Origin of the sequence: Bradyrhizobium sp. TM239, assembly GCF_036247985.1 — a bacterium.
Classification (GTDB): domain Bacteria; phylum Pseudomonadota; class Alphaproteobacteria; order Rhizobiales; family Xanthobacteraceae; genus Bradyrhizobium; species Bradyrhizobium ottawaense.
The window spans coordinates 239845-262101 of record NZ_BTIR01000002.1 but is presented as its reverse complement, the minus strand read 5'-3'; the positions used below and the strand labels follow the sequence as shown (position 1 = coordinate 262101).

At 65.2% G+C, this 22257-nt stretch carries 20 protein-coding genes; 10 read left to right on the top strand and 10 right to left on the bottom strand.

Features of this window, described 5'->3' with window-relative positions:
* The first annotated feature begins 126 nt into the window (after window positions 1-126).
* The gene (locus tag AABA84_RS05545; RefSeq protein ID WP_212252059.1) at window positions 127-1200 is read left to right on the top strand and encodes a hypothetical protein; all 1074 of its coding nucleotides are present in this window, start codon (window positions 127-129) and stop codon (window positions 1198-1200) included.
* 169 nt (window positions 1201-1369) lie between these two features.
* On the opposite strand, the gene AABA84_RS05540 is transcribed toward AABA84_RS05545, so the two are convergent.
* On the bottom strand, window positions 1370-2263 hold the full coding sequence (locus AABA84_RS05540; protein ID WP_212252057.1) for a LysR family transcriptional regulator: 894 nt from the start codon (window positions 2261-2263) through the stop codon (window positions 1370-1372).
* A 105-nt stretch (window positions 2264-2368) separates the two neighbouring features.
* On the opposite strand from AABA84_RS05540, the gene AABA84_RS05535 reads away from it, so the two are divergent.
* Together AABA84_RS05535 and AABA84_RS05530 are read left to right on the top strand one after the other, a co-directional pair.
* Complete coding sequence (locus AABA84_RS05535) at window positions 2369-3352, top strand: aldo/keto reductase (RefSeq protein WP_212252056.1); 984 nt, start codon at window positions 2369-2371, stop codon at window positions 3350-3352.
* A 302-nt stretch (window positions 3353-3654) separates the two neighbouring features.
* On the top strand, window positions 3655-3849 hold the full coding sequence (locus AABA84_RS05530; RefSeq protein WP_212252054.1) for a hypothetical protein: 195 nt from the start codon (window positions 3655-3657) through the stop codon (window positions 3847-3849).
* Window positions 3850-3886: 37 nt separating this feature from the next.
* Here the strand turns inward: AABA84_RS05530 and AABA84_RS05525 are convergent, their stop codons facing one another.
* Window positions 3887-4879, bottom strand: coding sequence for a zinc-dependent alcohol dehydrogenase family protein (locus AABA84_RS05525; protein ID WP_338311573.1), 993 nt, complete (start codon window positions 4877-4879; stop codon window positions 3887-3889).
* A 102-nt stretch (window positions 4880-4981) separates the two neighbouring features.
* Between AABA84_RS05525 and AABA84_RS05520 the strand changes: the two genes are divergently transcribed.
* Window positions 4982-5833: a LysR family transcriptional regulator gene (locus AABA84_RS05520; RefSeq protein ID WP_338311572.1), complete on the top strand. Its 852-nt coding sequence runs from the start codon at window positions 4982-4984 to the stop codon at window positions 5831-5833.
* Window positions 5834-6842: 1009 nt separating this feature from the next.
* Window positions 6843-9305: a putative bifunctional diguanylate cyclase/phosphodiesterase gene (locus tag AABA84_RS05515; RefSeq protein WP_338311571.1), complete on the top strand. Its 2463-nt coding sequence runs from the start codon at window positions 6843-6845 to the stop codon at window positions 9303-9305.
* Here the strand turns inward: AABA84_RS05515 and AABA84_RS05510 are convergent.
* From AABA84_RS05510 to thrS, 3 genes are all read right to left on the bottom strand, one after another.
* Window positions 9291-10559 (bottom strand): serine hydrolase domain-containing protein, encoded by a 1269-nt coding sequence (locus AABA84_RS05510; RefSeq protein ID WP_338311570.1) that lies wholly within the window; start codon window positions 10557-10559, stop codon window positions 9291-9293. The genes AABA84_RS05515 and AABA84_RS05510 overlap by 15 nt on opposite strands.
* A 63-nt stretch (window positions 10560-10622) precedes the next feature.
* Window positions 10623-11186 carry a nitroreductase family protein gene (locus AABA84_RS05505; RefSeq protein WP_177237295.1) on the bottom strand — a complete coding sequence of 188 codons (564 nt, stop codon included), beginning with the start codon at window positions 11184-11186 and terminating at the stop codon, window positions 10623-10625.
* Between the two features lie 93 nt (window positions 11187-11279).
* Window positions 11280-13361 carry a threonine--tRNA ligase gene (gene thrS, locus AABA84_RS05500; protein ID WP_338311569.1) on the bottom strand — a complete coding sequence of 694 codons (2082 nt, stop codon included), beginning with the start codon at window positions 13359-13361 and terminating at the stop codon, window positions 11280-11282.
* A gap of 184 nt (window positions 13362-13545) precedes the next feature.
* Here thrS and AABA84_RS05495 point away from each other — a divergent pair, with 184 nt between their 5' ends.
* Together AABA84_RS05495 and AABA84_RS05490 are read left to right on the top strand one after the other, a co-directional pair.
* Window positions 13546-14715 carry an MFS transporter gene (locus tag AABA84_RS05495; protein WP_338311568.1) on the top strand — a complete coding sequence of 390 codons (1170 nt, stop codon included), beginning with the start codon at window positions 13546-13548 and terminating at the stop codon, window positions 14713-14715.
* Between the two features lie 91 nt (window positions 14716-14806).
* A complete protein-coding gene (locus AABA84_RS05490) occupies window positions 14807-15196 on the top strand; it encodes a hypothetical protein (protein ID WP_130369499.1) in 390 nt (129 codons plus the stop codon).
* Between the two features lie 12 nt (window positions 15197-15208).
* Here the strand turns inward: AABA84_RS05490 and AABA84_RS05485 are convergent, their stop codons facing one another.
* Entirely contained in the window at window positions 15209-15535 is a 327-nt protein-coding gene (locus AABA84_RS05485) for a GrlR family regulatory protein (RefSeq protein WP_212252038.1), read from the bottom strand.
* Between the two features lie 169 nt (window positions 15536-15704).
* Window positions 15705-17009 carry an alpha/beta hydrolase gene (locus AABA84_RS05480; RefSeq protein WP_338311567.1) on the bottom strand — a complete coding sequence of 435 codons (1305 nt, stop codon included), beginning with the start codon at window positions 17007-17009 and terminating at the stop codon, window positions 15705-15707.
* 351 nt (window positions 17010-17360) lie between these two features.
* Between AABA84_RS05480 and AABA84_RS05475 the strand changes: the two genes are divergently transcribed.
* Together AABA84_RS05475 and AABA84_RS05470 are read left to right on the top strand one after the other, a co-directional pair.
* Window positions 17361-18728 carry an APC family permease gene (locus AABA84_RS05475; RefSeq protein WP_338311566.1) on the top strand — a complete coding sequence of 456 codons (1368 nt, stop codon included), beginning with the start codon at window positions 17361-17363 and terminating at the stop codon, window positions 18726-18728.
* Between the two features lie 2 nt (window positions 18729-18730).
* Entirely contained in the window at window positions 18731-19945 is a 1215-nt protein-coding gene (locus tag AABA84_RS05470; RefSeq protein ID WP_212252032.1) for a hypothetical protein, read from the top strand.
* Here AABA84_RS05470 and AABA84_RS05465 read toward each other — a convergent pair whose 3' ends face one another.
* Together AABA84_RS05465 and yidD are read right to left on the bottom strand one after the other, a co-directional pair.
* On the bottom strand, window positions 19946-20155 hold the full coding sequence (locus AABA84_RS05465; RefSeq protein ID WP_212252030.1) for a hypothetical protein: 210 nt from the start codon (window positions 20153-20155) through the stop codon (window positions 19946-19948).
* Window positions 20156-20246: 91 nt separating this feature from the next.
* On the bottom strand, window positions 20247-20585 hold the full coding sequence (gene yidD / locus AABA84_RS05460) for a membrane protein insertion efficiency factor YidD (RefSeq protein ID WP_212252028.1): 339 nt from the start codon (window positions 20583-20585) through the stop codon (window positions 20247-20249).
* Between the two features lie 242 nt (window positions 20586-20827).
* Between yidD and AABA84_RS05455 the strand changes: the two genes are divergently transcribed.
* The gene (locus AABA84_RS05455) at window positions 20828-21727 is read left to right on the top strand and encodes a hypothetical protein (RefSeq protein WP_212252026.1); all 900 of its coding nucleotides are present in this window, start codon (window positions 20828-20830) and stop codon (window positions 21725-21727) included.
* 51 nt (window positions 21728-21778) lie between these two features.
* On the opposite strand, the gene AABA84_RS05450 is transcribed toward AABA84_RS05455, so the two are convergent.
* The gene (locus AABA84_RS05450; RefSeq protein WP_212252024.1) at window positions 21779-22246 is read right to left on the bottom strand and encodes an iron-sulfur cluster assembly scaffold protein; all 468 of its coding nucleotides are present in this window, start codon (window positions 22244-22246) and stop codon (window positions 21779-21781) included.
* Window positions 22247-22257: the final 11 nt, after the last annotated feature.

The following is a 22257-nucleotide window of genomic DNA, read 5'->3' as shown; positions in this document are numbered from 1 at the left end:
CGAGGGCTGGCTGCCGCTGGACTAATCACGCAAGCGTCAACCGGGTTCCATCAATCGGACGGGGCCCGTATTTCCTGGGGTTTCAGAGGCTTGAATTTGCCGCGTTTTCGGTGAAAAGCAGGGGGTATGACACGCGGGGGTGACGGCATCATCGGATGGCGGCGCAGCGGCAGGCTGCTGCCGGCGCTGATCCTTGCCGCGTGCTTCGTTACCTCGGGCCAAAACGCTGCGCAGGCGCAGCTTTTCTCCGATCGTCCGCCGCCGGTCCCGCCGGCTTCGGTGCCCGACCCCGGCGGCGCCGTCAGCCTGGCGCCGCCCTCCGGGCCTGGCGCCGGCCCCCCGAGCCTGCCGCCGACCCTGATGCAGCCGACGACCCCCAGCATGCCGCCGCCCGCGGTCACGACCGTGCCGCCGGCCGCCCCGCTCAATGCGGCCGTGCCCGGACAGGGCGTGCTGTCGCTGACCGCGAAATACGGCAAGGATTCTCCGGCGATCACCAGCGGCCTGGTCTGGCGCGTGTTTGCCGACCGTCCCGACGAGAACGGCACCTTCAAGCTGATCCGCGAGGACCGCAGCGCCACGCCCAACATCGTGCTGCCGCCGGGCAATTACGTCGTGCACGTCGCCTTCGGCCTCGTCAGCGCGGTGCGCACCGTCAGCCTGAAGGCCGAGACCGACCGCGAATCCTTCGTGCTGCCGGCCGGGGGGCTGCGGATCGAGGGCCGGGTCGGCACCAGCCGCATTCCGCAGAACCAAATCTCGTTCGCGATCTACAAGGGCAGCCAGTTCGAATCCGGCGAGCGCGCCTCGCTGGTGCCGAACGTCGCCGCCGGCGACGTCGTGCTGCTGCCGGAGGGCACCTACTACATCATCTCCAACTATGGCGACGCCAATTCGGTGGTGCGCTCCGACATCCGCGTCCAGGCCAGCAAGCTCACCGACGTCACCATCACCCACCGCGCAGCCGTGATCACGCTCAAGCTGGTCAGCGACAGGGGCGGCGAGGCGCTCGCCAACACCGCCTGGTCGGTGCTGACCCCGGGCGGCGACGTCATCAAGGAATCGATCGGCGCCTTCCCGCGCGTCGTGCTCTCCGAAGGCGAATACCGCGCCATCGCCAAGAACGAGGGCAAGGTCTACGAGCGCGGCTTCAACGTCGTCAACGGCGTCGACGGCGAGGTGGAGGTCGTCGCGCGCTGATCTGGTGTCCCGGACGCGGCGCGGCATGCAATGCCGCTCCGCAGAGCCGGGACCAGAAGGCCGCAAACGCTTATCTCGATGGATGGGCCCCGGCTCAGCAGCGCACCGCTGAAGGAGCGCTGCGCCGCGTCCGGGGCACGAGAGCGGGCCAAGCCCACAAACGGCCCCCTCACTTCCGATACCGCAGCGCCTCCACCAGCACCGCGAACGCCGGCGTCGGCTGCCGCCGGCTCGGGTAATACAGGTGATAGCCCGCGAACGGCGCGCACCAGTCGGCGAGCACGCGGATCAGCCGTCCGTCGGCGATCTCGCGCTTGACGAGGTCTTCGGGGATATAGGCAAGCCCAAGCCCTGCCAGCACGGCATTCATCCGGAGCAAGCCGGTGTTGAACACGAGCTGGCCGTCGACGCGCACCTTCACGGCGCGGCCGCGCTTCTCGAACTCCCAGGCATAGATCCCGCCATAGGTCGGCAGGCGGAGGTTGATGCAATTGTGCTCGGTGAGATCCTGCGGCTGCTTCGGCTTTGGCCGCGTGGCGAAATAGGCGGGCGCGCCGACCACGGCCATGCGCATCTCCGGCCCGATCCGCACCGCGATCATGTCCTTGGCGACCTGCTCGCCGAGACGCACGCCGGCGTCGTAGCGCTCGGTGACGATGTCGGTGAGGCCGTAGTCGACGACGAGCTCGACTTTGATGTCGGGATAGCGCGGCAGCAGCGTTGCGAGCGCCGGCCAGAGAACCGTCTGCGCGGCATGCTCGCCGGTGGTGATGCGGACGGTGCCGGCCGGTGTCTCGCGCAGCGCGGTCAATGCCGACAGCTCCGCATCGATCTCCGCAAAGCGCGGTCCGACATTGCGCAGCAGGCGCTCGCCGGCCTCCGTCGGCGCGACGCTGCGGGTGGTGCGGGTGAGCAGCCGCAGGCCAAGCCGCTCCTCCAGGCTGCGCACCGTGTGGCTGAGCGCCGACTGCGACACCCCGAGCTGGGCTGCCGCACGGGTAAAACTGCGCTCGCGCGCGACGGCGAGGAAGGCGAGGAGGTCGTTGACATTGGCTCGGGCCATTCATGAGTCCGTATCATGAGTACATGCCGCTTTTATCACCTAATCGCATGCCGGCGCGCCGCCTAGATTTGCCCGTGAACGTGATTTCTCAAAGGAGAGCTTCAGATGCAGACACGAAAACTTGGCAAGAGCGGCCTCGAGGTCTCGGCCCTCGGCCTCGGCTGCATGGGACTGAGCTATGGTTATGGCCCTGCGACCGAAGCGTCGCAGGCGATCGCGCTGATCAGGACTGCATTCGAGCGTGGCGTGACGTTGTTCGACACCGCCGAGGCTTACGGCCCCTTCGTCAATGAGGAGCTGCTGGGCGAGGCGCTCCAGCCATTCCGCGACAAGGTGGTGATTGCCACCAAGTTCGGCTTTAAGGGCGGCAAGGTCGAAGCCGGGCTCGACAGCCGGCCCGCCAACGTCAAGGCGGTGGCGGAGGCCGCCTTGAAGCGGCTCAAGACCGACCGCATCGACCTGTTCTACCAGCACCGCGTCGATCCCGACGTGCCGGTCGAAGACACCGCGGGCGCGGTGAAGGAGTTGATCCAGGCCGGCAAGGTGCTGCATTTCGGCCTGTCGGAGGCGGGCGCGAAGACCATCCGCCGCGCCCATGCGGTGCAGCCCGTGACCGCATTGCAAAGCGAATATTCGCTGTGGTGGCGCGAGCCCGAGCAGGAGATCCTGCCGACGCTGGAAGAGCTCGGCATCGGCTTCGTGCCCTTCAGTCCGCTCGGCAAGGGCTTTCTGACCGGCGCCATTACCGAGAGCACGACGTTCGACAGTAGCGATTTCCGCAACATCGTACCGCGCTTCTCATCCAGCGCACGAAAATCCAATCAGGCGTTGGTCGATCTGCTCGGCGAGATCGCTGCGGCGAAGAAGGTGACGCCGGCGCAGATCGCGCTGGCCTGGCTGCTCGCACAGAAGCCGTGGATCGTGCCGATTCCCGGCACCACCAAGCTGCACCGGCTCGAAGAGAACCTCGGCGCGGCGGCGGTGAGGCTGTCGGAGGCGGATCGCGCTGCCATTGCCGGCGTACTGGCCAAGGTCACGGTGCAGGGCGATCGCTATCCTGCGCATCTGCAGGCGCGCGTCGGCCGCTGATATCTGCGGCGAAAGTCCGGTGAGCATTCGCTTACCGGACTTTCACGCCTGTGTACCGGTTTGAATACCTCTGCCAGCGCTACCAAGGTGCGTTAGAGCAGCGATGAAACACCGGTACCATCGGCTTATTCCGGAAGCGTCGCGCGTTCATCACAACGGTGCAAGATACGCATTTCCGATCATCAATTTTATTCTCTTTCCACTCCGCTGCGTTATATGTCGGGCATCCGTCTAACGGGGGAGGCCGGAGCAGGCTTGAGCGTCTGCGAGACCGGCAAGGGCAGGGGACCAAGCTCGTCGGCATGTTCGAAGTGATCCTCACCAGGCGCAAGCGGTTTGGCTGGCGATGGCAGGTGTGCGACCAGTCCGGCAAGATATTTGCCGATGGCTTCGAGCGCACCCGGCCGTCCGCCAAATATCATGGCGAGCGCGCGTTGTTCTTCCTGTTGTCGCAGGCGTACTTGCGCAAGCGCTCCGCCGCGTCCAGCGAGGATTAGCGGCGGGCACAGCTCCACCCGGGCTGCAAGCTCCGCCTCAGATATCGACGACCAGCTTGCCCTTGACGGCGCGGTCTCTGATCAGCGCATAGGCCTCGTCGACGTTTTCCAGGGTAAAGCGCCTGTAGTCGAGCAGCGGCATGAGCTTGCCGGCCTCGGCGAGGCGCGTGGCCTCCGCCATGATCTCTCCGTGATGCGCGCGGCCTTCGCCCGACAGCAGCGGCAGCAGCGTGAACACGCCTGAATAGGTGGCTGCCCGGAACGACAGCGGCGCAAGTGCATGGGTGCCCCAGCCGAGCGCGCTCACCACATGGCCGAAGCGGCGCACCGCTAGGAAGGAGGCGTCGAGCACCTTGCCGCCGACGGTGTCGTAGACGATGTCGAAGCCGCGGCCGCCCGTGTGCTGCGTCACGTAGGCGTCGACCGGACTGTCGCGGTCGATGAACACGCCGCCGAAACCTTCGATGGTGGCGCGCTGCGGCCGCGAGCCGGTTGCGAACACCTCCGCGCCGAAGGCGCGCGCGATCTGGATCGCGACATGACCGACGCCGCCCGCACCGCCATGAATCAATACCTTCTGGCCTGCCTTCAGGCCCGCCCGGTCGATCAGACCTTCCCAGGCGGTGATGACGATCAGCGGCAGGGCGGCGGCTTCCCGCATGCTGAGATTGGCAGGCTTCAATGCCAGCAGATCGGCATCGACCGCGGCGAATTCGGCCAGCGATCCCTGTACGCCGCCGACACCGCCGGTCATGCCGTAGACTTCGTCGCCCGGCCTGAACCGCGTCACCTCGCGCCCGGTCTTGTCGACCACGCCGGCGAGATCGATGCCGAGAATTGCCGGCAACGGGTGGCGCGCATGCGCCGCGGCGCCGGCCTGGATCTTGGTGTCGAGCGGATTGACCCCGCTCGCGCGCACCCGCACCAGGACCTCGCGCGGGCCGATCTCGGGCGTGGAGATGGTTGAGTGGCGCAAGGGAGCGTTGTGGGTCTCCAGGACATTTGCGCGCATTGTCGATTGTCTCGTCATGATCGTCTTGCTCCGTGATCGGCTCAATATGCCCATGAAATTTTGCATGAGAAGGAACAAGGTTGTACGATCATCATACATTTCTGTATGGCGGGAATCCTGATGGACTGGAGCGATCTGCGCGTCTTCCTGGCAATTGCGCGCGAAGGCACGCTCGGCGCTGCCGCACGAAAAATCGGCCAGACCCAGCCGACGATGGGCCGGCGGCTTCGCGCGCTCGAGACATCGTTGGGACAGACCCTGTTCCAGCGCACGGCAGATGGCCTGGTGCTGACCGACGAGGGGGCCGCCGTGCTCCGCCATGCCGAGCGGATCGAGGACGAGGCGCTCGCGCTGGAGCGCCATGTGTCCGGTGCGGAGACGCAGCTCGACGGCCTGCTCCGCCTGTCGTCGTCGGACTGGTTCGGGACGGTGATGCTGTCGCCCGTGATCGCCGCGTTCGGCAAGCGTCACCCCAAGGTGACGGTGGAGCTGCTGACCGATGCGCGGCTCTACAGTCTGCCGCGGCGCGAAGCCGATCTCGTCTTCCGCATCAAGCCGTTCAGCGAGCCCGAGGTGATCTCCAGAAAGCTGCTGCACATTCCCTACGCGCTCTATGGCAAGAAGGGCAGCAAGCCGCCGCGCGCCGGCGACGGCAGCGCTGTCCGCGTCGTGACGATGAATGCCGAGTTCGCCGACATGCCGGACGCGGTCTGGCTGAAGCGCGCGCTGCCGAATGCAGCCGTCGCCTCGCGCAGCAACAACAGGCAGGTGCAGGCCGAGCTTTGCGCCTGCGGCGGCGGCTTTGCCGTGCTGCCGCGTCCCCTCGGCGATCGCGATCGCCGCCTCGTCGCGCTCGACATCGGCACGCCGCCGCCGGGCCGCGATACGTATGTCGGTTATCACCGCGATCTCAGGCGCCTCGCCCGTCTGCGCGCGCTGCTCGATATCGTGATCGAGAAGCTGGCGGGCTGATGCTTCGTAGCCCGGATGGAGCGAAAGCGTAATCCGGGGCGCTCTTTCCGCTCGGATAGATTCCCGGATTACGCTGCGCTCCATCCGGGCTACCAGACCTTGCGTTGCCCGACGGGCAAAACACCCAATTGGTCGGTCAACGCACGCCGCCGAAAATATTCCACTTTACCGAAATTCGGAAATCACGTATGTGTCGCGGCAACCCGGCCCAAGGAAGAGGGGCGTATCGCGATCGTCACGAACGCGGGCCGGGCGGCGGTGGACGCCGATGGCATCGGCGCGAAGGGTTTTGCAGGGCGGAGAGCCGTGAGCAGAACCGTCGCGCACACGACCGGTGTGATCGGCGTACGGCAAAATCGTGTGGTCCTGACGCCCGGGGTCTGTGCGTCAAGCGTTGCGGTGATGTGGGTTGCCCGACCGGGCAGGCGCATCAGCCATCCGCAAGGCGACGGGGGCAATAGTGCAACGCTCCCCGGGGAGAGCACGACATAAGCCGTAAAGCCACTGCGCAGGGAAGGCCGGGATGTCCTGGCTACACCTGTATGCCGCTGTGCAGCTTCTTGTTACGCAGGATTCGCACAGTGGACCGCGGGTGCCAGCCGGCGCCCGGTCTTCCCTGCGCCCTCTTTCAATTGAGGGTGAAGCGATCAAGCAAAGCTCGGGCGAAATGCGCTGCGAGGATGCGATCCCATGTCAGTCATTTATCAACGCTCTCGTGCCCCGGACGCTGCGCAGCACGGAGTGATGCGCTGCAGAGCCGGGGCCCATGCATCAGCGAGTGCCGCGGCCTGCTGGGTCCCGGCTCTGCGCAGCAGCGTAAGAACGCTGCAGCGCGTCCGGGACACGAGAGTATCGCCTTCGCACGACCGTCATAGTCTCTAACGCCCACTAACCAACACCTGATTTAAAACTGTCATAATCGCCGAATGGAACCCGCGCCTGCGGCCCTTTTACACGTCGTTAAGCGCACCTGCATTGGATGCGCCGGGAAAGTGCGTTGGGGACTGCCATGAATGCCGCGAAGAAAGTGTCGGGAAAACCGGCCGCCGAAATGTTCGATGACATCCCGGTGCTTCAGCGCAAATGGCGTGCAGCGTTGAAGCCGGGCGATCGGCTGCCGCGCTATGAGGACGTGATGCTCGGCAGTCTCGGACGGCTCGCCGATCACATCGCGCTGTTGAGAAACGACGGCACGCTCGAGCTGTCGCGCAGCGGGCGCTACGTGCAGAAATGGCTCGGCGAAGAGCGCTGGGACATTCCCGTCGCCGAATTGTCGCCGGATTGCGCCACCGCGCTGTCGGAAGCGGCGACGAGCGCGCTTGCCAATGGACGGCCTTACCAGGCCAGCGCGCATTGCGTGCGCGACGGCATGGTGCGGACCTATGATGTGCTGGCGCTGCCGACGGCCTCGCGCTGGGGCGCCACGCTGGTCGGCGCTTACATCAACGAGCGCGGCACGCAGTACAATCTGCTGGACGCGATCTTCGCCTCGACCGACGATGCGGTGATCTCGCTGGCGACGTTGCGCGACGCCGGCGGCAAGCCGTCCGATCTCCAGGTCGTGCACCACAACAACAGCGCAAGCGCGCTGCTGAAGGTCGCGAGCGGAGGTCTGTTGTGGCGGCGGATCGGCGAGGGCAACACGCTGCTGGCCTCGCCCGAGATCATGGGCTTTCTGCTCAAGGCCGTCGCGGGCGGCCGCGGCGAGCAGCTCGAGATCGAGAGCGAGGGTCGCCACCTCCGCCTCAGCGCCACGGCCTTCGCCGACGTGGTCTCGCTGACGATCTCCGATGTCACCGCATTGAAGCGGCGCGACGCCTCGTTCCGCCTGCTGTTCGACAACAACCCGATGCCGATGTGGGTGTTCGACGCTGAGACCAAGGAGTTCCTCGGCGTCAACGACGCCGCGGTCCAGCATTACGGCTACAGCCGCGCCACCTTCCTGCGCATGAAGCTGCACGAGATCTGGCCGGAGGACGAGTGGGACAGCCACGCCGAGGCGCTGGAGCGCGTCGGCGATGCCTACCATTCCTCGCGCAACTGGCGGCATCTGCGCGCCGACGGCAGCGAGATCGAAGTGCTCACCTTCGGCCGCCGCGTCGCCTTCGACGACCGCGACGGCTATCTGGTCGCGGTGGTCGACATCACCGAACGGCGCAAGGCCGAGGCGCGCATCGCGCACATGGCCCACCATGACGGACTCACCGACCTGCCGAACCGCGAATATTTCCAGGAGCGCCTGAAGCAGGCGCTGGAGCAGGCGGCCGGAAAACGGGTCGGCGTGCTCTATATCGATCTCGACCTGTTCAAGAACATCAACGATTCCTTCGGGCATCCCGCGGGCGACCGCCTGCTCAAGGAAGTCGCCGAACGCCTGACCCTTGCTGTCCGCGGCCCCAATCTGGCGGCCCGGCTCGGCGGCGACGAATTCGCGGTGATCCTCGCGGCCGACATCTCGCCGAACGAGGCCAGCGCCTGCGCTGGCCTGCTGATCGACATGCTGAAGGCGCCCTATGACCTCGACGGTCAGGAGATGGTGATCGGCGCCAGCATCGGCATCGCGCTGTCGCCGGGCGACGGTACGACGCCGGAGGAGTTGATGCGCAATGCCGACATGGCGCTGTACCGGGCGAAGTCCGACGGCGGCGGCGTGCACCATTTCTTCGAGCGCGAGATGGACCTGCAGGCGCAGAAGCGCCGCGACATGGAGCTCGATCTGCGCCGTGCGTTCGCCAATGCCGAGTTCGAGCTGCACTACCAGCCGCTGGTGTCGATCGCCTCCGATCGCATCTCCGGCTTCGAGTCGCTGCTGCGCTGGCGTCATCCGGACAAGGGCATGATCTCGCCGGCGGAGTTCATCCCGGTTGCCGAGGACATCGGCCTCATCACCCAGCTCGGGGAGTGGGTGCTGCGCGAAGCCTGTCGCGAAGCGGTGAAATGGCCGTCTGACGTCAAGGTCGCGGTGAATCTGTCGCCGGTGCAGTTCCGCAGCCGCAACCTGGTTCAAATCGTGATCTCGGCGCTGGCGCAATCCGGCCTGTCGCCGCGACGGCTCGAGCTCGAGATCACCGAGTCGATCTTCCTGGCCGAGACCGATGCCAATCTCGCGATCCTGCATCAATTGCGCGAGCTCGGCGTCGGCATCTCCATGGACGATTTCGGCACCGGCTATTCCAGCCTCAGCTATCTCAGGAGCTTTCCCTTCGACAAGATCAAGATCGACCGCTCCTTCGTCAAGGATCTGGCGCAGCGGCCCGATTGCAGCGCGATCGTGCGCGCGATCTCGGGGCTCGGCCGCAGCCTCAACATCACCACGACTGCGGAGGGCGTCGAGACCGAGGATCAGCTCGACTGGCTGCGCGCCGAAGGCTGCAACGAGGTGCAGGGCTTTCTGTTCAGCGCGGCGCGGCCTGCGGCCGAGATCGCAAAGCTGCTCGTCGATTTCGGTCAGCGCGCCTCACGGGCGGCGTAGCCCCTCGGGGTAGCAGTCGTAGACCAGCGCCTTGAAGGCGGGCGTGATGCGGCTGCGCTCGTTCTGGGTCTGCTGCATCATGAGGTAGAGCATGTCGAGCTTGGGATCGACGCCGAAATAGGTGCCGCTCCCTGAGTCCCATTTCAACTCGCCGAGCGAGCCCGGCGGCGGCGGTTTGGCGTTGCCCGGATCGGTCCGCACCGCAAGGCCATAGCCATAACCGAAGCCGTCGCCCGGAAAATAGAAATAGTCGCGTCCGACGCCGGAGCCGGGCCCGATATGATCGGTCGTCATCGCCTTGAACGCGGCCGGGCTCAGGTAACGCTTGCCCTCGAACTCGCCGCCATTGAGCAGCATCTGCGAGAAGCGCTGATAGTCCGTGATGGTCGAGAGCAGGCCGCCGCCGCCCGATTGCCATTCGGGATGGTCGAGGCGATCGCGCTCGGCGGCGAGCAGGATGAAATCGTTCGGCAGCGGCCGCGCCATCCGCGCGAGCTCGTCCTCGGTCGCCAGCGCGAATTTGGTGCTGGTCATGCCGAGCGGATCGAAGATGCGCTGTTTCAGGAACTGGTACAGCGTCTGGCCCGAGATGATCTCGATGACGCTGCCCAGCACGTCGGTGGAATGGCCGTAGCGCCACAGCGTTCCCGGCTGCCGCGCCAGCGGCAGTTTTGCGATGCGGTCGGCGAATTCCCTGTTGTTGAATTGGCCTTCGAAGATGTTGGCGGCCTTGTAGGCCTGCTCGACCCATTTGCCGCCGATATAGTCGTAGCTGATGCCCGAGGTGTGCCGCAGCAAATCCTCGATGTTGACGGGGCGGACCGGCGGCACGAGGTCGAGCTCCAGCTTGCCATCGGGCAGGGTGACCTCGAGGCCGACCTTGGTGTCGGCAAACAGGGGAACATATTTCGACACGGGGTCAGTGAGCGCAAGCTTGCCCTCGTCGATCAGCATCATCGCGCCGAGGCAGGTGATCGGCTTGGTCATCGAGTGGATCGCGAAGATCGTATCGGGCGTCATCGCAAGGCCCGTCCTGACGTCGCGCACGCCAAAGGTCTTCTGGTAGACCGGCTTGCCGTGCTGCTGCACCAGGATCACGGCGCCCGGCAGGCGGCCGCTTCCGACCTCGTCGTTGAAATACGCCGTGATGCGGTCGAGCCCGTCCGGCGACGGGGCGGGGATGTCGGCAGCCCGGCTTCGCGCCATCGTGCCGGCCAGCAGCGCAGCCCCGACCAGAAAATCACGACGCTTCATCCCGGCTTCCTCCCTCGGCGGGATCAAAGCCGCAAGACGCTGGAGGCGTCAACAAGCGTTCGATTAAAAACGCGTCACGATTTCCGAAAGGAACGGTCGCGGACGGTCTTCGCTCGGCTTGGTCGGCGTGCCCACGTGGATGAAGCCGGCGAGCTTTTCGTCAGGCTTGAGGCCGAGGCCATCGAGCACGTCGCGATCGAACGAGAACCAGCCGGTCAGCCAGCAGGCGCCGTAGCCGAGCGCGGTTGCGGCCGTGACGATGTTCATGGCGCTGGCTCCCGCCGACAATTCCTGCTCGAACGCCGGCACCTTCGGATGCGGCCTCGTGAAGCTGACGATGCCGATCACCAGCGGCGCATCGGTGAGGCGCTTGCGCTCGATCTCGACGTCGGCGGCGGGCGCGCCAGGATTCTTGCGGGCAAAGACCTTCGCGATCACCTCGCCGGCGCGCTGGCGGGCGTCGCCCTCGAAAATGATGAAGCGCCAGGGCGCCAGCTTGCCATGGTCGGGCACGCGGGCGCCGATGGTGAGGATGGTCTCGAGCTCGGCCGCCGAAGGGCCGGGTCCGGTCATCTCGCGCGGCTTGACCGAGCGGCGGGTCTTCAGGAGTTCGATGGCGTCGGGCACTGCGATATCCTCTTCAACTGGCCGGCGGGCGTGCCATGCCGAGATAAGCATGCACGCCCGCAACCGGAAGCGAGTTTAGATCGATTTCAGGAATCAGACCGCGCCCCGCGCCCGCTTGACGTCCGGCGGGGTCGCCTCGTCGACCAGGGCGGCGATCGCCTCCTCGGTCGTCAGCACCTTCTGGCCGTCGCTGCCGAGGCGGCGGACGGACACCGAATGCGTCTCGGCCTCCTTCTTGCCGACCACGAGCAGCGCCGGGATCTTGGCCAGCGAATGCTCGCGGACCTTGTAGTTGATCTTTTCGTTGCGCAGGTCGATCTCGACCCGAAGGCCGGCGCGCCGCGCCTGCTCCATCACCACCTTGGCGTATTCGTCGCCTTCCGAGGTGATGGTCGTGACCACGGCCTGCACCGGCGACAGCCAGAGCGGGAAGTTGCCGGCATAGTGCTCGATCAGGATGCCGATATAGCGCTCCATCGAGCCGCAGATCGCGCGGTGCACCATGACAGGCGGTTTCTTGCCGCCGTCATGGTCGATGTAGAACGCACCGAACCGCTCCGGCAGATTGAAGTCGACCTGCGTGGTGCCGCACTGCCAGTCGCGGCCGATGGCGTCGCGCAGCACATATTCGAACTTCGGCCCGTAGAAGGCTCCTTCGCCCGGATTGATCTCGGTCTTGATGTGATTGTTCTGCGACTGGATCTCGCGCAGCACCGTCGCCATCACGCGTTCGGCGTGATCCCACATCTCGTCGGTGCCGACGCGCTTGTCCGGCCGGGTGGACAGCTTCACGGTGAGATCGCCGGTGAAGCCAAAGTCCGCATAGGTCGACAGGATAAGCTCGTTGATCTTCAGGCACTCTTCGGCGAGCTGGTCCTCGGTGCAGAAGATGTGCGCGTCGTCCTGGGTGAAGCCGCGCACGCGCATCAGGCCGTGCATGGCGCCGGAGGGCTCATAGCGGTGCACCACGCCGAACTCGGCGAGGCGCAAGGGCAGGTCGCGGTAGCTCTTCAGGCCGTGCTTGAAGATCTGCACGTGCCCCGGGCAGTTCATCGGCTTGAGCGCAAACCAGCGCTTGTCCTCGGCCTCGTCGCCGGCCGACTGCGCCGCGAACATGTTCTCGCGATACCAGCCCCAATGGCCCGAGGTCTCCCACAGCACCTTGTCGAGGATCTGCGGCGCGTTGACCTCGCTGTAATCGCCGGTCAGGCGCCGGCGCATATAGGCGATCAGCTGCTGGAAGATGGTCCAGCCCTTCGGGTGCCAGAACACGACGCCCGGACCTTCCTCCTGGAAGTGGAAGAGGTCGAGCTCACGCCCGAGCTTGCGATGGTCGCGCTTCTCGGCTTCCTCGATCTGCTTGAGGTAAGCGTCGAGGTCCTCCTGCTTGGCGAAGGCCGTGCCGTAGATGCGCGTCAGCATCGGGTTGTTGCTGTCGCCGCGCCAATAGGCGCCGGCCACCTTCATCAGCTTGAAGGCGTTACCGACCTTGCCGGTCGAAGTCATGTGCGGGCCGCGGCACAGATCGAACCAGTCGCCCTGGTAGTAGATCTTGATCGGCTCGGTGCCGGGAATGGCGTCGACCAGCTCGACCTTGAAGGCCTCGCCCTTGTCGCGGAACACCTGCTTGGTCTTCTCGCGGTCCCAGACTTCCTTGGTGAAAGGTTTGTCGCGCGCGATGATCTCGCGCATCTTCTTCTCGATCGCGGCAAAGTCTTCCGGCGTGAACGGCTCGTTGCGGAAGAAGTCGTAATAGAAGCCGTTCTCGATCACGGGACCGATGGTGACTTGCGTGCCCGGCCACAGCGTCTGCACGGCTTCGGCGAGCACGTGCGCGCAGTCGTGGCGGATCAATTCGAGCGCGCGCGGATCGTCGCGGCTGATCAGCTCGAGCTTGGCGTCGGCCTCGATGGGATCGTTGAGATCGGCGACCACGCCGTCGAGCGCCATCGCGACCGTGCGTTTGGCCAGCGACGGCGAGATGCCCTTGGCGATATCGAGGCCGGTGATGCTCTGGTCGTATTGACGCTGGGCGCCGTCCGGGAAGGTGAGGGTAACTTTGGCGGCGGGGGTCACGGGCTTCAGATTGCTGAGGGAATATTGGAAGCCGGATTCGGACTTCGGCTGGTCGGACTTGGATTGGTCCTTGGACTGGTCCTTGGGCTGGTCGGTCATTGCTTTTCTCCTGAGGCTCACTCCTGCGAACGAGCGCAGGTAAGCGGGAACGAGCGATATATCAGGCGATTCGGCCTGCGCAATCCGGCAATTCCAAGAAAGTCGGCGCATAAAGCGGCGTTGGGAGCGAACTATTTCGCACCGGCCCTTTAACTGGCTCGGCGGCTGCTCTACATGCACTTGCATGGAAAATGCACGCGCCAGGCGTTTCGCGCCAACCGCCTTGATGCTCGGCAATCTCGTCACCGGATGCTCGGTGCTGGCCCCGGCGGGCATGCTGCCGGAGCTGGCGAGCGGGCTCGACGTCAGCATTCATGCGGCCGGGCTCCTCATCACCTTCGGCGCGATCACGCTGTGCATCGGCTCGCCGCTGACGGCCTGGCTGACGAGCCGCATCGAACGGCGGACGCTGCTCACGACGACGCTGGCGGTGCTTGCCTTGGGCAATCTCGCGTCGGCCTTTGCGTCCGATTACACCAGCCTCCTCGCCATCCGCCTCGTGATGCTCGCGGTCGGTGCGCTCTACACGCCGCAGGCCGCCGGCACGGCGGCGTTGATCGTGCCGGTGGAGCGGCGGGGCAGCACCATCGCCTATATCTTCCTCGGCTGGTCGCTGGCTGCCGCCGTCGGCCTTCCGCTGATCACTTTCATCGCCAGCCGCTATGGCTGGCGCGCGGCCTATGGCGGGATCGGCGTGCTCGGTTGCATCAGCTTCCTGTTGCTGCTGCTGCGGCTTCCGGCAGGCCTGAAGGGCGCGCCGGTGGATTTGAAGACCTGGCGCGAGGTCGGCCGCAACGGCACGATCCTGCTGCTGCTTGCGATCACCATGCTGCAGATGTCGGGGCAGTTCGTGGTGTTCACCTTCATGGGCCCGCTGCTGAAGAAGCTCACCGGCGCCGGTCCCGATGCGATCGGCATGGTGTTCGCGCTTTACGGCGTCTGCGGCTTCCTCGGCGTCGTCATCGCCACCCGCATCGTCGACACCTCGGGGCCGTATCGGACCTCGCTGCTGTTCACCTGCCTGCTGCTTGCGGGCATCACGGGCTGGGCGCTCGGCGCCGGCACGCTTGCTTTCATGACGGTCGGTGTAGCGGTCTGGGGCCTGGGCTTTGCCTCGACCAATTCGATGCAGCAGGTGCGGTTGGTGGCGGCCGCGCCGCCGCTGGCATCGGCGACCGTCGCGCTCAATACGTCCGTTCTCTATATCGGCCAGGCGGTCGGCTCCGCCGTCGGCGGGCTGCTGTTCGCCCACGAACTCCTGCATACGCTCGGCTTCGTCGCGGTCGGTTTCGTCGTGCTGGCGCTGATCCTGGTGGTCCTGACCCGGCCCCGGCCTGCTGCCGCAACGGCCTGAATCCCGCATTTTCGTGTACGCAAGGTGCTTGGCAAACCGCGCGCTGGAGCGCTAGAAGGCCGGTCATGGGGACCAAAGAGAGTTGACTGAAATGAGGATGATTCTGGCGGTTGCCGCGGTGCTCTATTCAGCCTCCGCGTTTGCGCAAGCCGACAAGCCACCGATGGTCGGGGACAAGCCGTTGGTGCAGGTCAAGCCCAAGGGGACCAAAGCGGGGACCAAGGAGGCGGCGGCCAAGCCTGCCGCGGCGCCAAAGGGCAAGCCGCAATCGATCGCGGCCCGCCTTCAGGCTTGCCTCGAGCTTGATGACGGCACCAAGGACCGGCTCAATTGCTACGACGCCATCATTCCGCCGACGCCAAAGCCGAAGCCGGCGAAGGCCAAGGGCTACGCCGACTGCAAATTCTTCAAGGAAGAAGACGAGCGGCTGGCCTGCTTCAACGGCTTCGCCGAGAGCATTCCGAAGCTGCCCAAGACCTAATTCTCGCCAGGCTCAGTCGCTGATCCGGCACAGCACAGCCCGGAAGGCAACGCCTGGCGCCTGCAGCGCGTTGCCTTCGAATTCCGCGGTGTCGCCGTCCTCCCGGCCGGCGAGCGCCAGCGTGATGCGGTCGAGGCCGAACAGCGCCTTGAAGGACGGGTCGTCGTTGTAGCGCTGGGTCGAGATCTTGACCTTGATGCCGTCGCCTTCGCCCGTGTACGTGCCGATGAAGGCGAAAGCGGAATTGCCCCCGCGCATCTTGCCATCCATCACATAGACGACGCCGCAGCCCGTTCCGTGAACGGTGTGGAAGTCGACCTTGTACAATCCCTGACGCACTGCCTGTCCCCGCGCAATTCCGAACGCAACTCGACCGCAAACTATGAGCCCTGCCAGCGGAAGCAATCCGGTGGCTCCCGGGGATCTCGGCCATCAACATCACATTTTGATCAGAGCCTGAGGGAATTGCAGGCAATGCAGCCGGATACAGGCTGCACCAATGTCCAAACTATCGGCTCGACGCGGCGGAACTGGTGGCGGCCACGCGGGTCAGCGCCAGCGCCGGCGTCGCCGACATCTTCACCAGCACGTCCTTGAGCGGATCCCGCGTCCAGGCGCGGGTGACGTAGTCGCGATGGGTGATGCCGTCGCCGGTCTCCACGAACACCACGCTGCCGGGACGCAAGGGGCCATCCATGTCCTCGGCGACGCTGATGCCCTTCTGCCGGAGCATGCTCATCAGCTCGCGGTCGCGCCGCGCGGTGTGGCGGGTGTAGGCGCTGACGAAGAAGCCGGAACGGTGGCTCTCGATCCAGGCTGCGAACTTGTCCATTTCGCCATAGACGGCGTCGAGCAGCACGACGCCGCGGACGCGGTCGCTGATGCCACCGACCTCCAGGCTCCAGGCCGTCGGCAGGAAGCCGCCGCTATAGCCGACGATCACGATCGGCATGTTGGCGAAGGCGCGGGCGCCGTTGGGATCGCCGGTGACGCGGGCGAGGTGGTCGGCCGATTCCGCCATGAAGCGCTTGAAGCCGCCCGGCTGCCAGAACTTGCCGGCGCTGGAATCGGCGGCATCGACCGCCATCTGCGGGGCAAGCAGCACGGCATTGGCGCCGGAATCGGTGATCTGCTTGGGGACCAGCTGGCGATCACGCACGTCGCGTTCGAGCGTTGCGCCATTGCCGTGGAAGAACACCACGATCACGCCGGGCTTGCGGACATCGAAATGCTCGGGCACGTGCATCAGCACGCGGCTGTCATTGTAGGTCTCGTCCTGCCAGAACACGCGACCGGAATAGCTGCGATGGCCGCGGCGGTCGCCCTTGGCAATGTTGAGGAACGGCGCGTCGGAGGCGGGGTTGTTGCCGAAATAGGGGAAGGCCGACGACTTCATGCTGACGAGCGTCGTCAGGTCGTCGCGGGGCGAACGCTTGTAGGGGACCTGCGGCTCGAGCGAAGCGACCTTGTAGGGTGCCTGCTCCGGCGGCGGCTGCTGCACTGCGCGCTTTGGCGAGAAGTCCGACATCTGCCGCTGCAGAAAACTCTCGCTCGCCGAGGGGAAGCGCTCCCCGAATTGCGGAGCGGGGAAACGATCCTCGAACGTGTCGCCGCTCGCAACTTGCTGATTGGAGATTTGCGAATTGGTTTTGGCAACGACCTGGACATTGCCTTGCGAGTTCACCGCGAGCGCCGCCGCATTCGGCGCCTTGCCGCATTGAACCAGTGTCAGGGACAGCGGCACCAAAGCTGAGATCAGGCCGACCCGGAGCGCACGACCGCGCGCACCGGACGACGTCCGGTCGGCACGCATGTCAGCTCTCGGTTTCGGAACGGCCCCGACCATCCACCCATGACCCCAAAGTCACGTCCATCGGCATCTCTAGACAATTGAGCCGACCGGCGTTTAGGCGACGTTAAGCGTCCGGAGAAACTTCCCCACATCCGGAACGCTCAAAAGGACCATGCAATCGTGTCCTGATTGTGGGGAAGGGGAGCGGGCTTTCCCGGGGCTGGCGCAGCTTTATCGCTTGGGAGCAGAATAAGTGGTGCTCGATTACCCGCTTTCGTCGCCTCATTTAGCCCTTGTTAACCCTGCTTGAATTGACTGGGCCAACCTGCACGATGCGCCCATGAGGCACGACGCCTGAGGTTAAGGACCCCGATGACGGCATCAAATGCGGGAACCGCGCCCTGGACTGGCCGGCTGACCGGAGGCGGGACCGGGATCTCGGTTCTGGTCGCAACCGCCATCGTCGTGGCCGACATGATCGGGGTCGGCGTCTTCACCAGCCTCGGCTTCCAGGTCAAGGATATCCCGTCCGGCTTCTCGATCCTGCTGCTGTGGACCGTCGGCGGCATCGTCGCGCTGTGCGGGGTGTTCGCCTATAGCGAGCTCGGGGCGATGTTTCCGCGCTCGAGCGGCGAGTACAATTTCCTCGGTCGCGCCTATCATCCCGCCTTCGGCTTTCTCGCCGGCTGGGTCTCGGCGACGGTGGGCTTCGCAGCGCCCGTTGCGCTCGCCGCGATGGCGTTCGGCGAATACGCCAAATCGGTCGTGCCCGATCTGCCACCGATCCCGCTCGCCATCGCCGTGGTGTGGCTGGTCTCGCTCGTGCAACTGACCGGTGTCAGGCACTCCTCGACCTTCCAGCTGATCTCGACGATCATCAAGGTCGCGCTGATCGTCGCCTTCCTGGTCGCCGGCTTCGTCATCGCGTCCCCGCAACCGATCACGTTCACGCCGCAGCCGGGCGATCTCGCCCACATCGTCAGCGCGCCGTTCGCGATCGGGCTCGTCTTCGTGATGTATTCGTTCTCGGGCTGGAATGCCGCCACCTACATCATCGGCGAGATGAACACGCCGCAGCGGAGCCTGCCGCGCGCGCTGCTGGCGGGCACGCTGATCGTGCTCGTGCTGTATGTCGCGCTGAACGCGGTGTTCCTCTACTCAACGCCAGCAGGTGCGCTCGCCGGCCAGCTCGATGTTGCCAGCGTTGCCGGCAGCGCGATCTTCGGCAGTCTCGGCGGCCGGATCGTCGGCGCGATGATCTGCGTCGGCCTGATCTCCTCGATCTCTGCGATGATGTGGATCGGCCCGCGCGTGATGATGACGATGGGGGAGGACATTCCCGCCTTGCGCGTGTTCTCGAAGAGATCGGCAAGCGGCGCGCCGGCCTATGCCATCCTGTTTCAGCTCGCCGTCGCCAATCTGCTGCTGTTCACGCGCAGCTTCGAGGCGGTGCTCGACTTCATCCAGTTCGCGCTCTTGTTCTGCTCATTCTTCACGGTCGCCGGCGTCATCAAGTTGCGCATCACCGATCCCGATTTGCCGCGGCCCTATCGCGCCTGGGGATACCCGTTCACGCCCCTGGTTTTCCTGCTCGTGACCGCGTTCATGATGTACTACCTGTTGACCGAGCGGCCGGTGCAGTCGCTCGCGGGGATGCTCGTCATGCTCTCGGGCCTGTTGATTTATGCTGTTTTCCGCAGGCGGCCGGTCGCCGCTGGCAATTCACACAATCGCGAATAGACATGTTTCGACCGTTCAGAATTGCGTCCGTCGCTCTTGCCCTGCTGGCTGCGGCCGTCTCGTCCGTGCACGCCGCCGAGGTGAGCTTCGATGACACCGCGCGCTTCCTCGCGGGCATGCAGCCTTCGGCGGACTCGCCGCTGGTGCCGCTCACGAAGGATCCGGGCTGGCAGCGCCATGCAAAGTTCTTCGACGGCGCCTTCGCCCAGCTCGAACAGCGCCAGCTCTCCAAGATCCGCGATTGGGCCGACGTCAATCTCGCCGCGCCCCGGCCGACCATGTTCTACATGTTCAGCGGTCCTGATTTCCTCTACGCCAACGCCTTCTATTCCAAGGCGAGCACCTACGTGCTCGGCGCGCTGGAGCCGGTCGGGACGGTGCCCGATTTGACCCGGCTGCCGCGCGGTTCGGTCGGCGCCGCGCTCTATAATGTCGAGCGCTCGCTCGGTTCGATCCTGAGCTTTTCCTTCTTCATCACCAAGCAGATGAAGGTCGACCTGCACGCCAACCAGGTCAACGGCACCTTGCCGATCCTCTATGTCTTCCTCGCGCGCTCCGGCAAGACCATCCGCAACGTCGAGATGATCGGGCTCGATGACAAGGGGGGCTTGCATGTCGGCGACGACAATCCGGGGCGTAACGCGACGCGCGGCGTTCGCATCACCTTCGCCGGCAGCGATGGGGAAACGCGCACGCTGTACTATTTCTCGACCGATCTTTCCAATTCCGGCGCGCGCAACACGGGGTTCCTGAAATTCTGCGAGACGCTCGGGCCCGGCAACAGCCTGCTCAAGAGTGCGTCCTATCTCATGCACTCCGGAAACTTCACCGTCGTTCGCGACTGGCTGCTCGCCAACAGCGCCACCATCATCCAGGACGATTCCGGGATTCCGCTTGCGAACTACGGCGCGCGGCAATGGCGGTTCTTCCCGTTCGGCCGCTATCTCGGGCCGATCGACGAATTCCCCGGCCGCTACCAGGAGCGCTACGCCGAGTTGTTCACACGGGCCCAGCCAATCGATTTCGGCGTCGGCTACCGCTGGCGGATGCACGAGTCCAATTTGCTGCTGGCGGTGAGGGTGCCGGGCACCGAAACGGCGCCGGGCGCGGAGGCCACCTCGTCGGCCGATCCGGCGCCGAAGCCGCCGCGTCCGAAGCGGCTGCGACCGCCCGAGCCGATCCCGCCGCCGCCCGGGCGCTTCTACTGGTTCCGCTGATTACCAGTGCACGCTCTGGCTCGGCACGATGAACGCGGTCGTGCTCGGCGCGGTGGCAAAGCTCGTTGCCAGATACCAGCCGGAGCCGAGCACCAGCGCCAGCAAGGCGACGATCGCGAGCAGGTCCATGGTTCGGGGGTCGTGGTGACGCCTGGAGCCGGGATTGGGCCCAAGCCTGAAGTGAAGATGAGGGCTGATTTTCCAGCGCATTGTTGTTTCCTCCCGGGGGAGCATCAAAACAACGCGGGAGGAAACTCGAAGGTTCCGCTCAGCCACTTATGGGCAGAGCATCGCAGCAATCTCAGGATGCATTGACGCCGCGCCAGCGGCCATAGCGCCATGGCAGATACCAGCGCGCACCTTGCGGCGCGGCGAGCGGCACATTGTCGATGCCCGACGTGCCGAACGGATTGCAGCGCAGCAGGCGCGCGAGCGTCATCCAGCCGCCGGCCCAGAGGCCGAACCGTTCGATCGCCTCATCGCCATAAACGGAACAGGTCGGCAGATGCCGGCAATTGTAGCCGACCAGAGGCGATAGCGTGTGCCGGTAGAGCCAGATCAGCGCACGGCCGAATCGACGCGGAAGCCGGAGCACGCCCTCGACGGAATTGGAACAATGCTCGCAGGCTGGATGCTTCATGTGCGCTTTGCTGCAATCGTGGGCGCGGTATTGCATGGTTCCGGCGCATGGAACTGTAAGCTGTTGTTTCCGCGCCATATTTTGCATGTTTTTTGGGAGCAGTGCAGCAAATCCGTATGGACGAGCTGTATTCCCCCGGATACCATTTTTGCGACTCTCGTGGAAACATACGACCGTATGATGGACTCATCGAGCGCGAAGCGGGGATAATCGCGCCAATGGGGCTTGGGGAAGGGATCAGTTTGAAACTCCTGAAGTCGCTCAACCTTCGCGGCTGGTTGCTGGTGGGAGCCGCCGTGGGCGGAGTCGTGCTGGCTGGCGCCGTCACGACATTCGGGTCGTCGGCCCGCGCTGGTGCTGCTCTCGAAGAGCGCAAGCTGCCGATGAAGTTCAACTGGATCGCCTGCGAGCCGAACTGCCGCGGCTGGGTCAGCGCGGTCGGCATCATTACTGCAGACACACCCAAGGACTTCGAGGAGTTTTCCCGCGGACGCCAGCTCGGCGGCGCCACCGTGGTGCTCGATTCCAGCGGCGGTTCCGTCAACGACGCGATCACGCTCGGCCGGCGCTTCCGCAATCTCGGACTTCTGACCACGGTCGGCGTGAGTCTCCGCGGCGGGCAGTCCGCCCGCCCGGCGGTTGCGCCGGAGGCCTACTGCGAATCCATGTGCGTGTTCCTGCTGCTGGCCGGCAAGAAGCGCTATGTGCCGGAAGCTGCCCATGTCCGTGTCCACCAGATCTGGATGGGTGACCGCGCCGACGATGCCAAGGCGGCGAGCTACAGCGCGCAGGACCTGATGATCGTGGAACGCGACATCGGTCGTCTCGCCAAATACACCTTCGACATGGGCGGTGCCGGCGATCTGCTGTCGCTGGCGCTCAGCGTGCCGCCCTGGGAAGACCTGCATGAGCTGGATTCCGGCGAGCTCAAGCTCACCAATCTCGTGACCACCGACCTTGTGGCCGACGTGCTGCCGCATGTGGACATCTCCGCGCCGGCGATGGCGGCGCTTGCGCCGAAGACGCAGGCGAGATTTGGCGCGGAACAGGAACAGTCGCAGCCTGCCAAGTCGACCAAGACGGCGGAAGCACTGGTGCCGACGGGGGGCGTGGCCGCGCCGGCTCCGACGACGCAGAAGTAGCTCTCAGATCCTGGCCGTCATTCCCGGTGCGCGCGTAGCGCGAACCCGGCCTCAGCCCTGCGCCGCAGCCGGCTGCTTGGCCTCGGTCTTTGCCTTGGCTTCGATCTGGCCAATGGCGTCGACCACCGCATCGAAGGTCAGGAGCGTCGAGGCGTGCCGCGCCTTGTAGTCGCGGACCGGCTCGAGGAACTTGATCTCCTCCCATTTGCCTTCAGGAGGCGCGCCGTTCTCCTTCAGCATCTTGCGAACAGTTTCGCGTAACTCACGGAGTTCGCTCGCAGTCGAGCCGACGATGCGACTTGCCATGATGGATGAGGAGGCTTGTCCGAGCGCACAGGCCTTCACGTCATGGGCGAAGTCGGTAATCCTGTCGCCTTCCATCTTAAGGTCGACCTTCACGGTCGAGCCGCACAGCTTGGAGTGGGCGGTGGCGGAGGCATCGGGGTCCGACAGCCGTCCGAGGCGCGGAATATTCCCGGCCAATTCGATGATCCGCTTGTTGTAGATGTCGTTCAGCATGTGATGGAGTC

Excerpts from the sequence above, each read along its gene's own strand:
- AABA84_RS05545 (WP_212252059.1), top strand. The coding sequence starts at position 127 with ATGACACGCGGGGGTGACGGCATCATCGGATGGCGGCGCAGCGGCAGG.
- AABA84_RS05540 (WP_212252057.1), bottom strand. The coding sequence starts at position 2,263 with ATGGCCCGAGCCAATGTCAACGACCTCCTCGCCTTCCTCGCCGTCGCG.
- AABA84_RS05535 (WP_212252056.1), top strand. The coding sequence starts at position 2,369 with ATGCAGACACGAAAACTTGGCAAGAGCGGCCTCGAGGTCTCGGCCCTC.
- AABA84_RS05530 (WP_212252054.1), top strand. The coding sequence starts at position 3,655 with ATGTTCGAAGTGATCCTCACCAGGCGCAAGCGGTTTGGCTGGCGATGG.
- AABA84_RS05525 (WP_338311573.1), bottom strand. The coding sequence starts at position 4,879 with ATGACGAGACAATCGACAATGCGCGCAAATGTCCTGGAGACCCACAAC.
- AABA84_RS05520 (WP_338311572.1), top strand. The coding sequence starts at position 4,982 with ATGGACTGGAGCGATCTGCGCGTCTTCCTGGCAATTGCGCGCGAAGGC.
- AABA84_RS05515 (WP_338311571.1), top strand. The coding sequence starts at position 6,843 with ATGAATGCCGCGAAGAAAGTGTCGGGAAAACCGGCCGCCGAAATGTTC.
- AABA84_RS05510 (WP_338311570.1), bottom strand. The coding sequence starts at position 10,559 with ATGAAGCGTCGTGATTTTCTGGTCGGGGCTGCGCTGCTGGCCGGCACG.
- thrS (WP_338311569.1), bottom strand. The coding sequence starts at position 13,361 with ATGACCGACCAGCCCAAGGACCAGTCCAAGGACCAATCCAAGTCCGAC.
- AABA84_RS05495 (WP_338311568.1), top strand. The coding sequence starts at position 13,546 with ATGGAAAATGCACGCGCCAGGCGTTTCGCGCCAACCGCCTTGATGCTC.
- AABA84_RS05490 (WP_130369499.1), top strand. The coding sequence starts at position 14,807 with ATGAGGATGATTCTGGCGGTTGCCGCGGTGCTCTATTCAGCCTCCGCG.
- AABA84_RS05480 (WP_338311567.1), bottom strand. The coding sequence starts at position 17,009 with ATGCGTGCCGACCGGACGTCGTCCGGTGCGCGCGGTCGTGCGCTCCGG.
- AABA84_RS05475 (WP_338311566.1), top strand. The coding sequence starts at position 17,361 with ATGACGGCATCAAATGCGGGAACCGCGCCCTGGACTGGCCGGCTGACC.
- AABA84_RS05470 (WP_212252032.1), top strand. The coding sequence starts at position 18,731 with ATGTTTCGACCGTTCAGAATTGCGTCCGTCGCTCTTGCCCTGCTGGCT.
- AABA84_RS05465 (WP_212252030.1), bottom strand. The coding sequence starts at position 20,155 with ATGCGCTGGAAAATCAGCCCTCATCTTCACTTCAGGCTTGGGCCCAAT.
- yidD (WP_212252028.1), bottom strand. The coding sequence starts at position 20,585 with ATGAAGCATCCAGCCTGCGAGCATTGTTCCAATTCCGTCGAGGGCGTG.
- AABA84_RS05450 (WP_212252024.1), bottom strand. The coding sequence starts at position 22,246 with ATGCTGAACGACATCTACAACAAGCGGATCATCGAATTGGCCGGGAAT.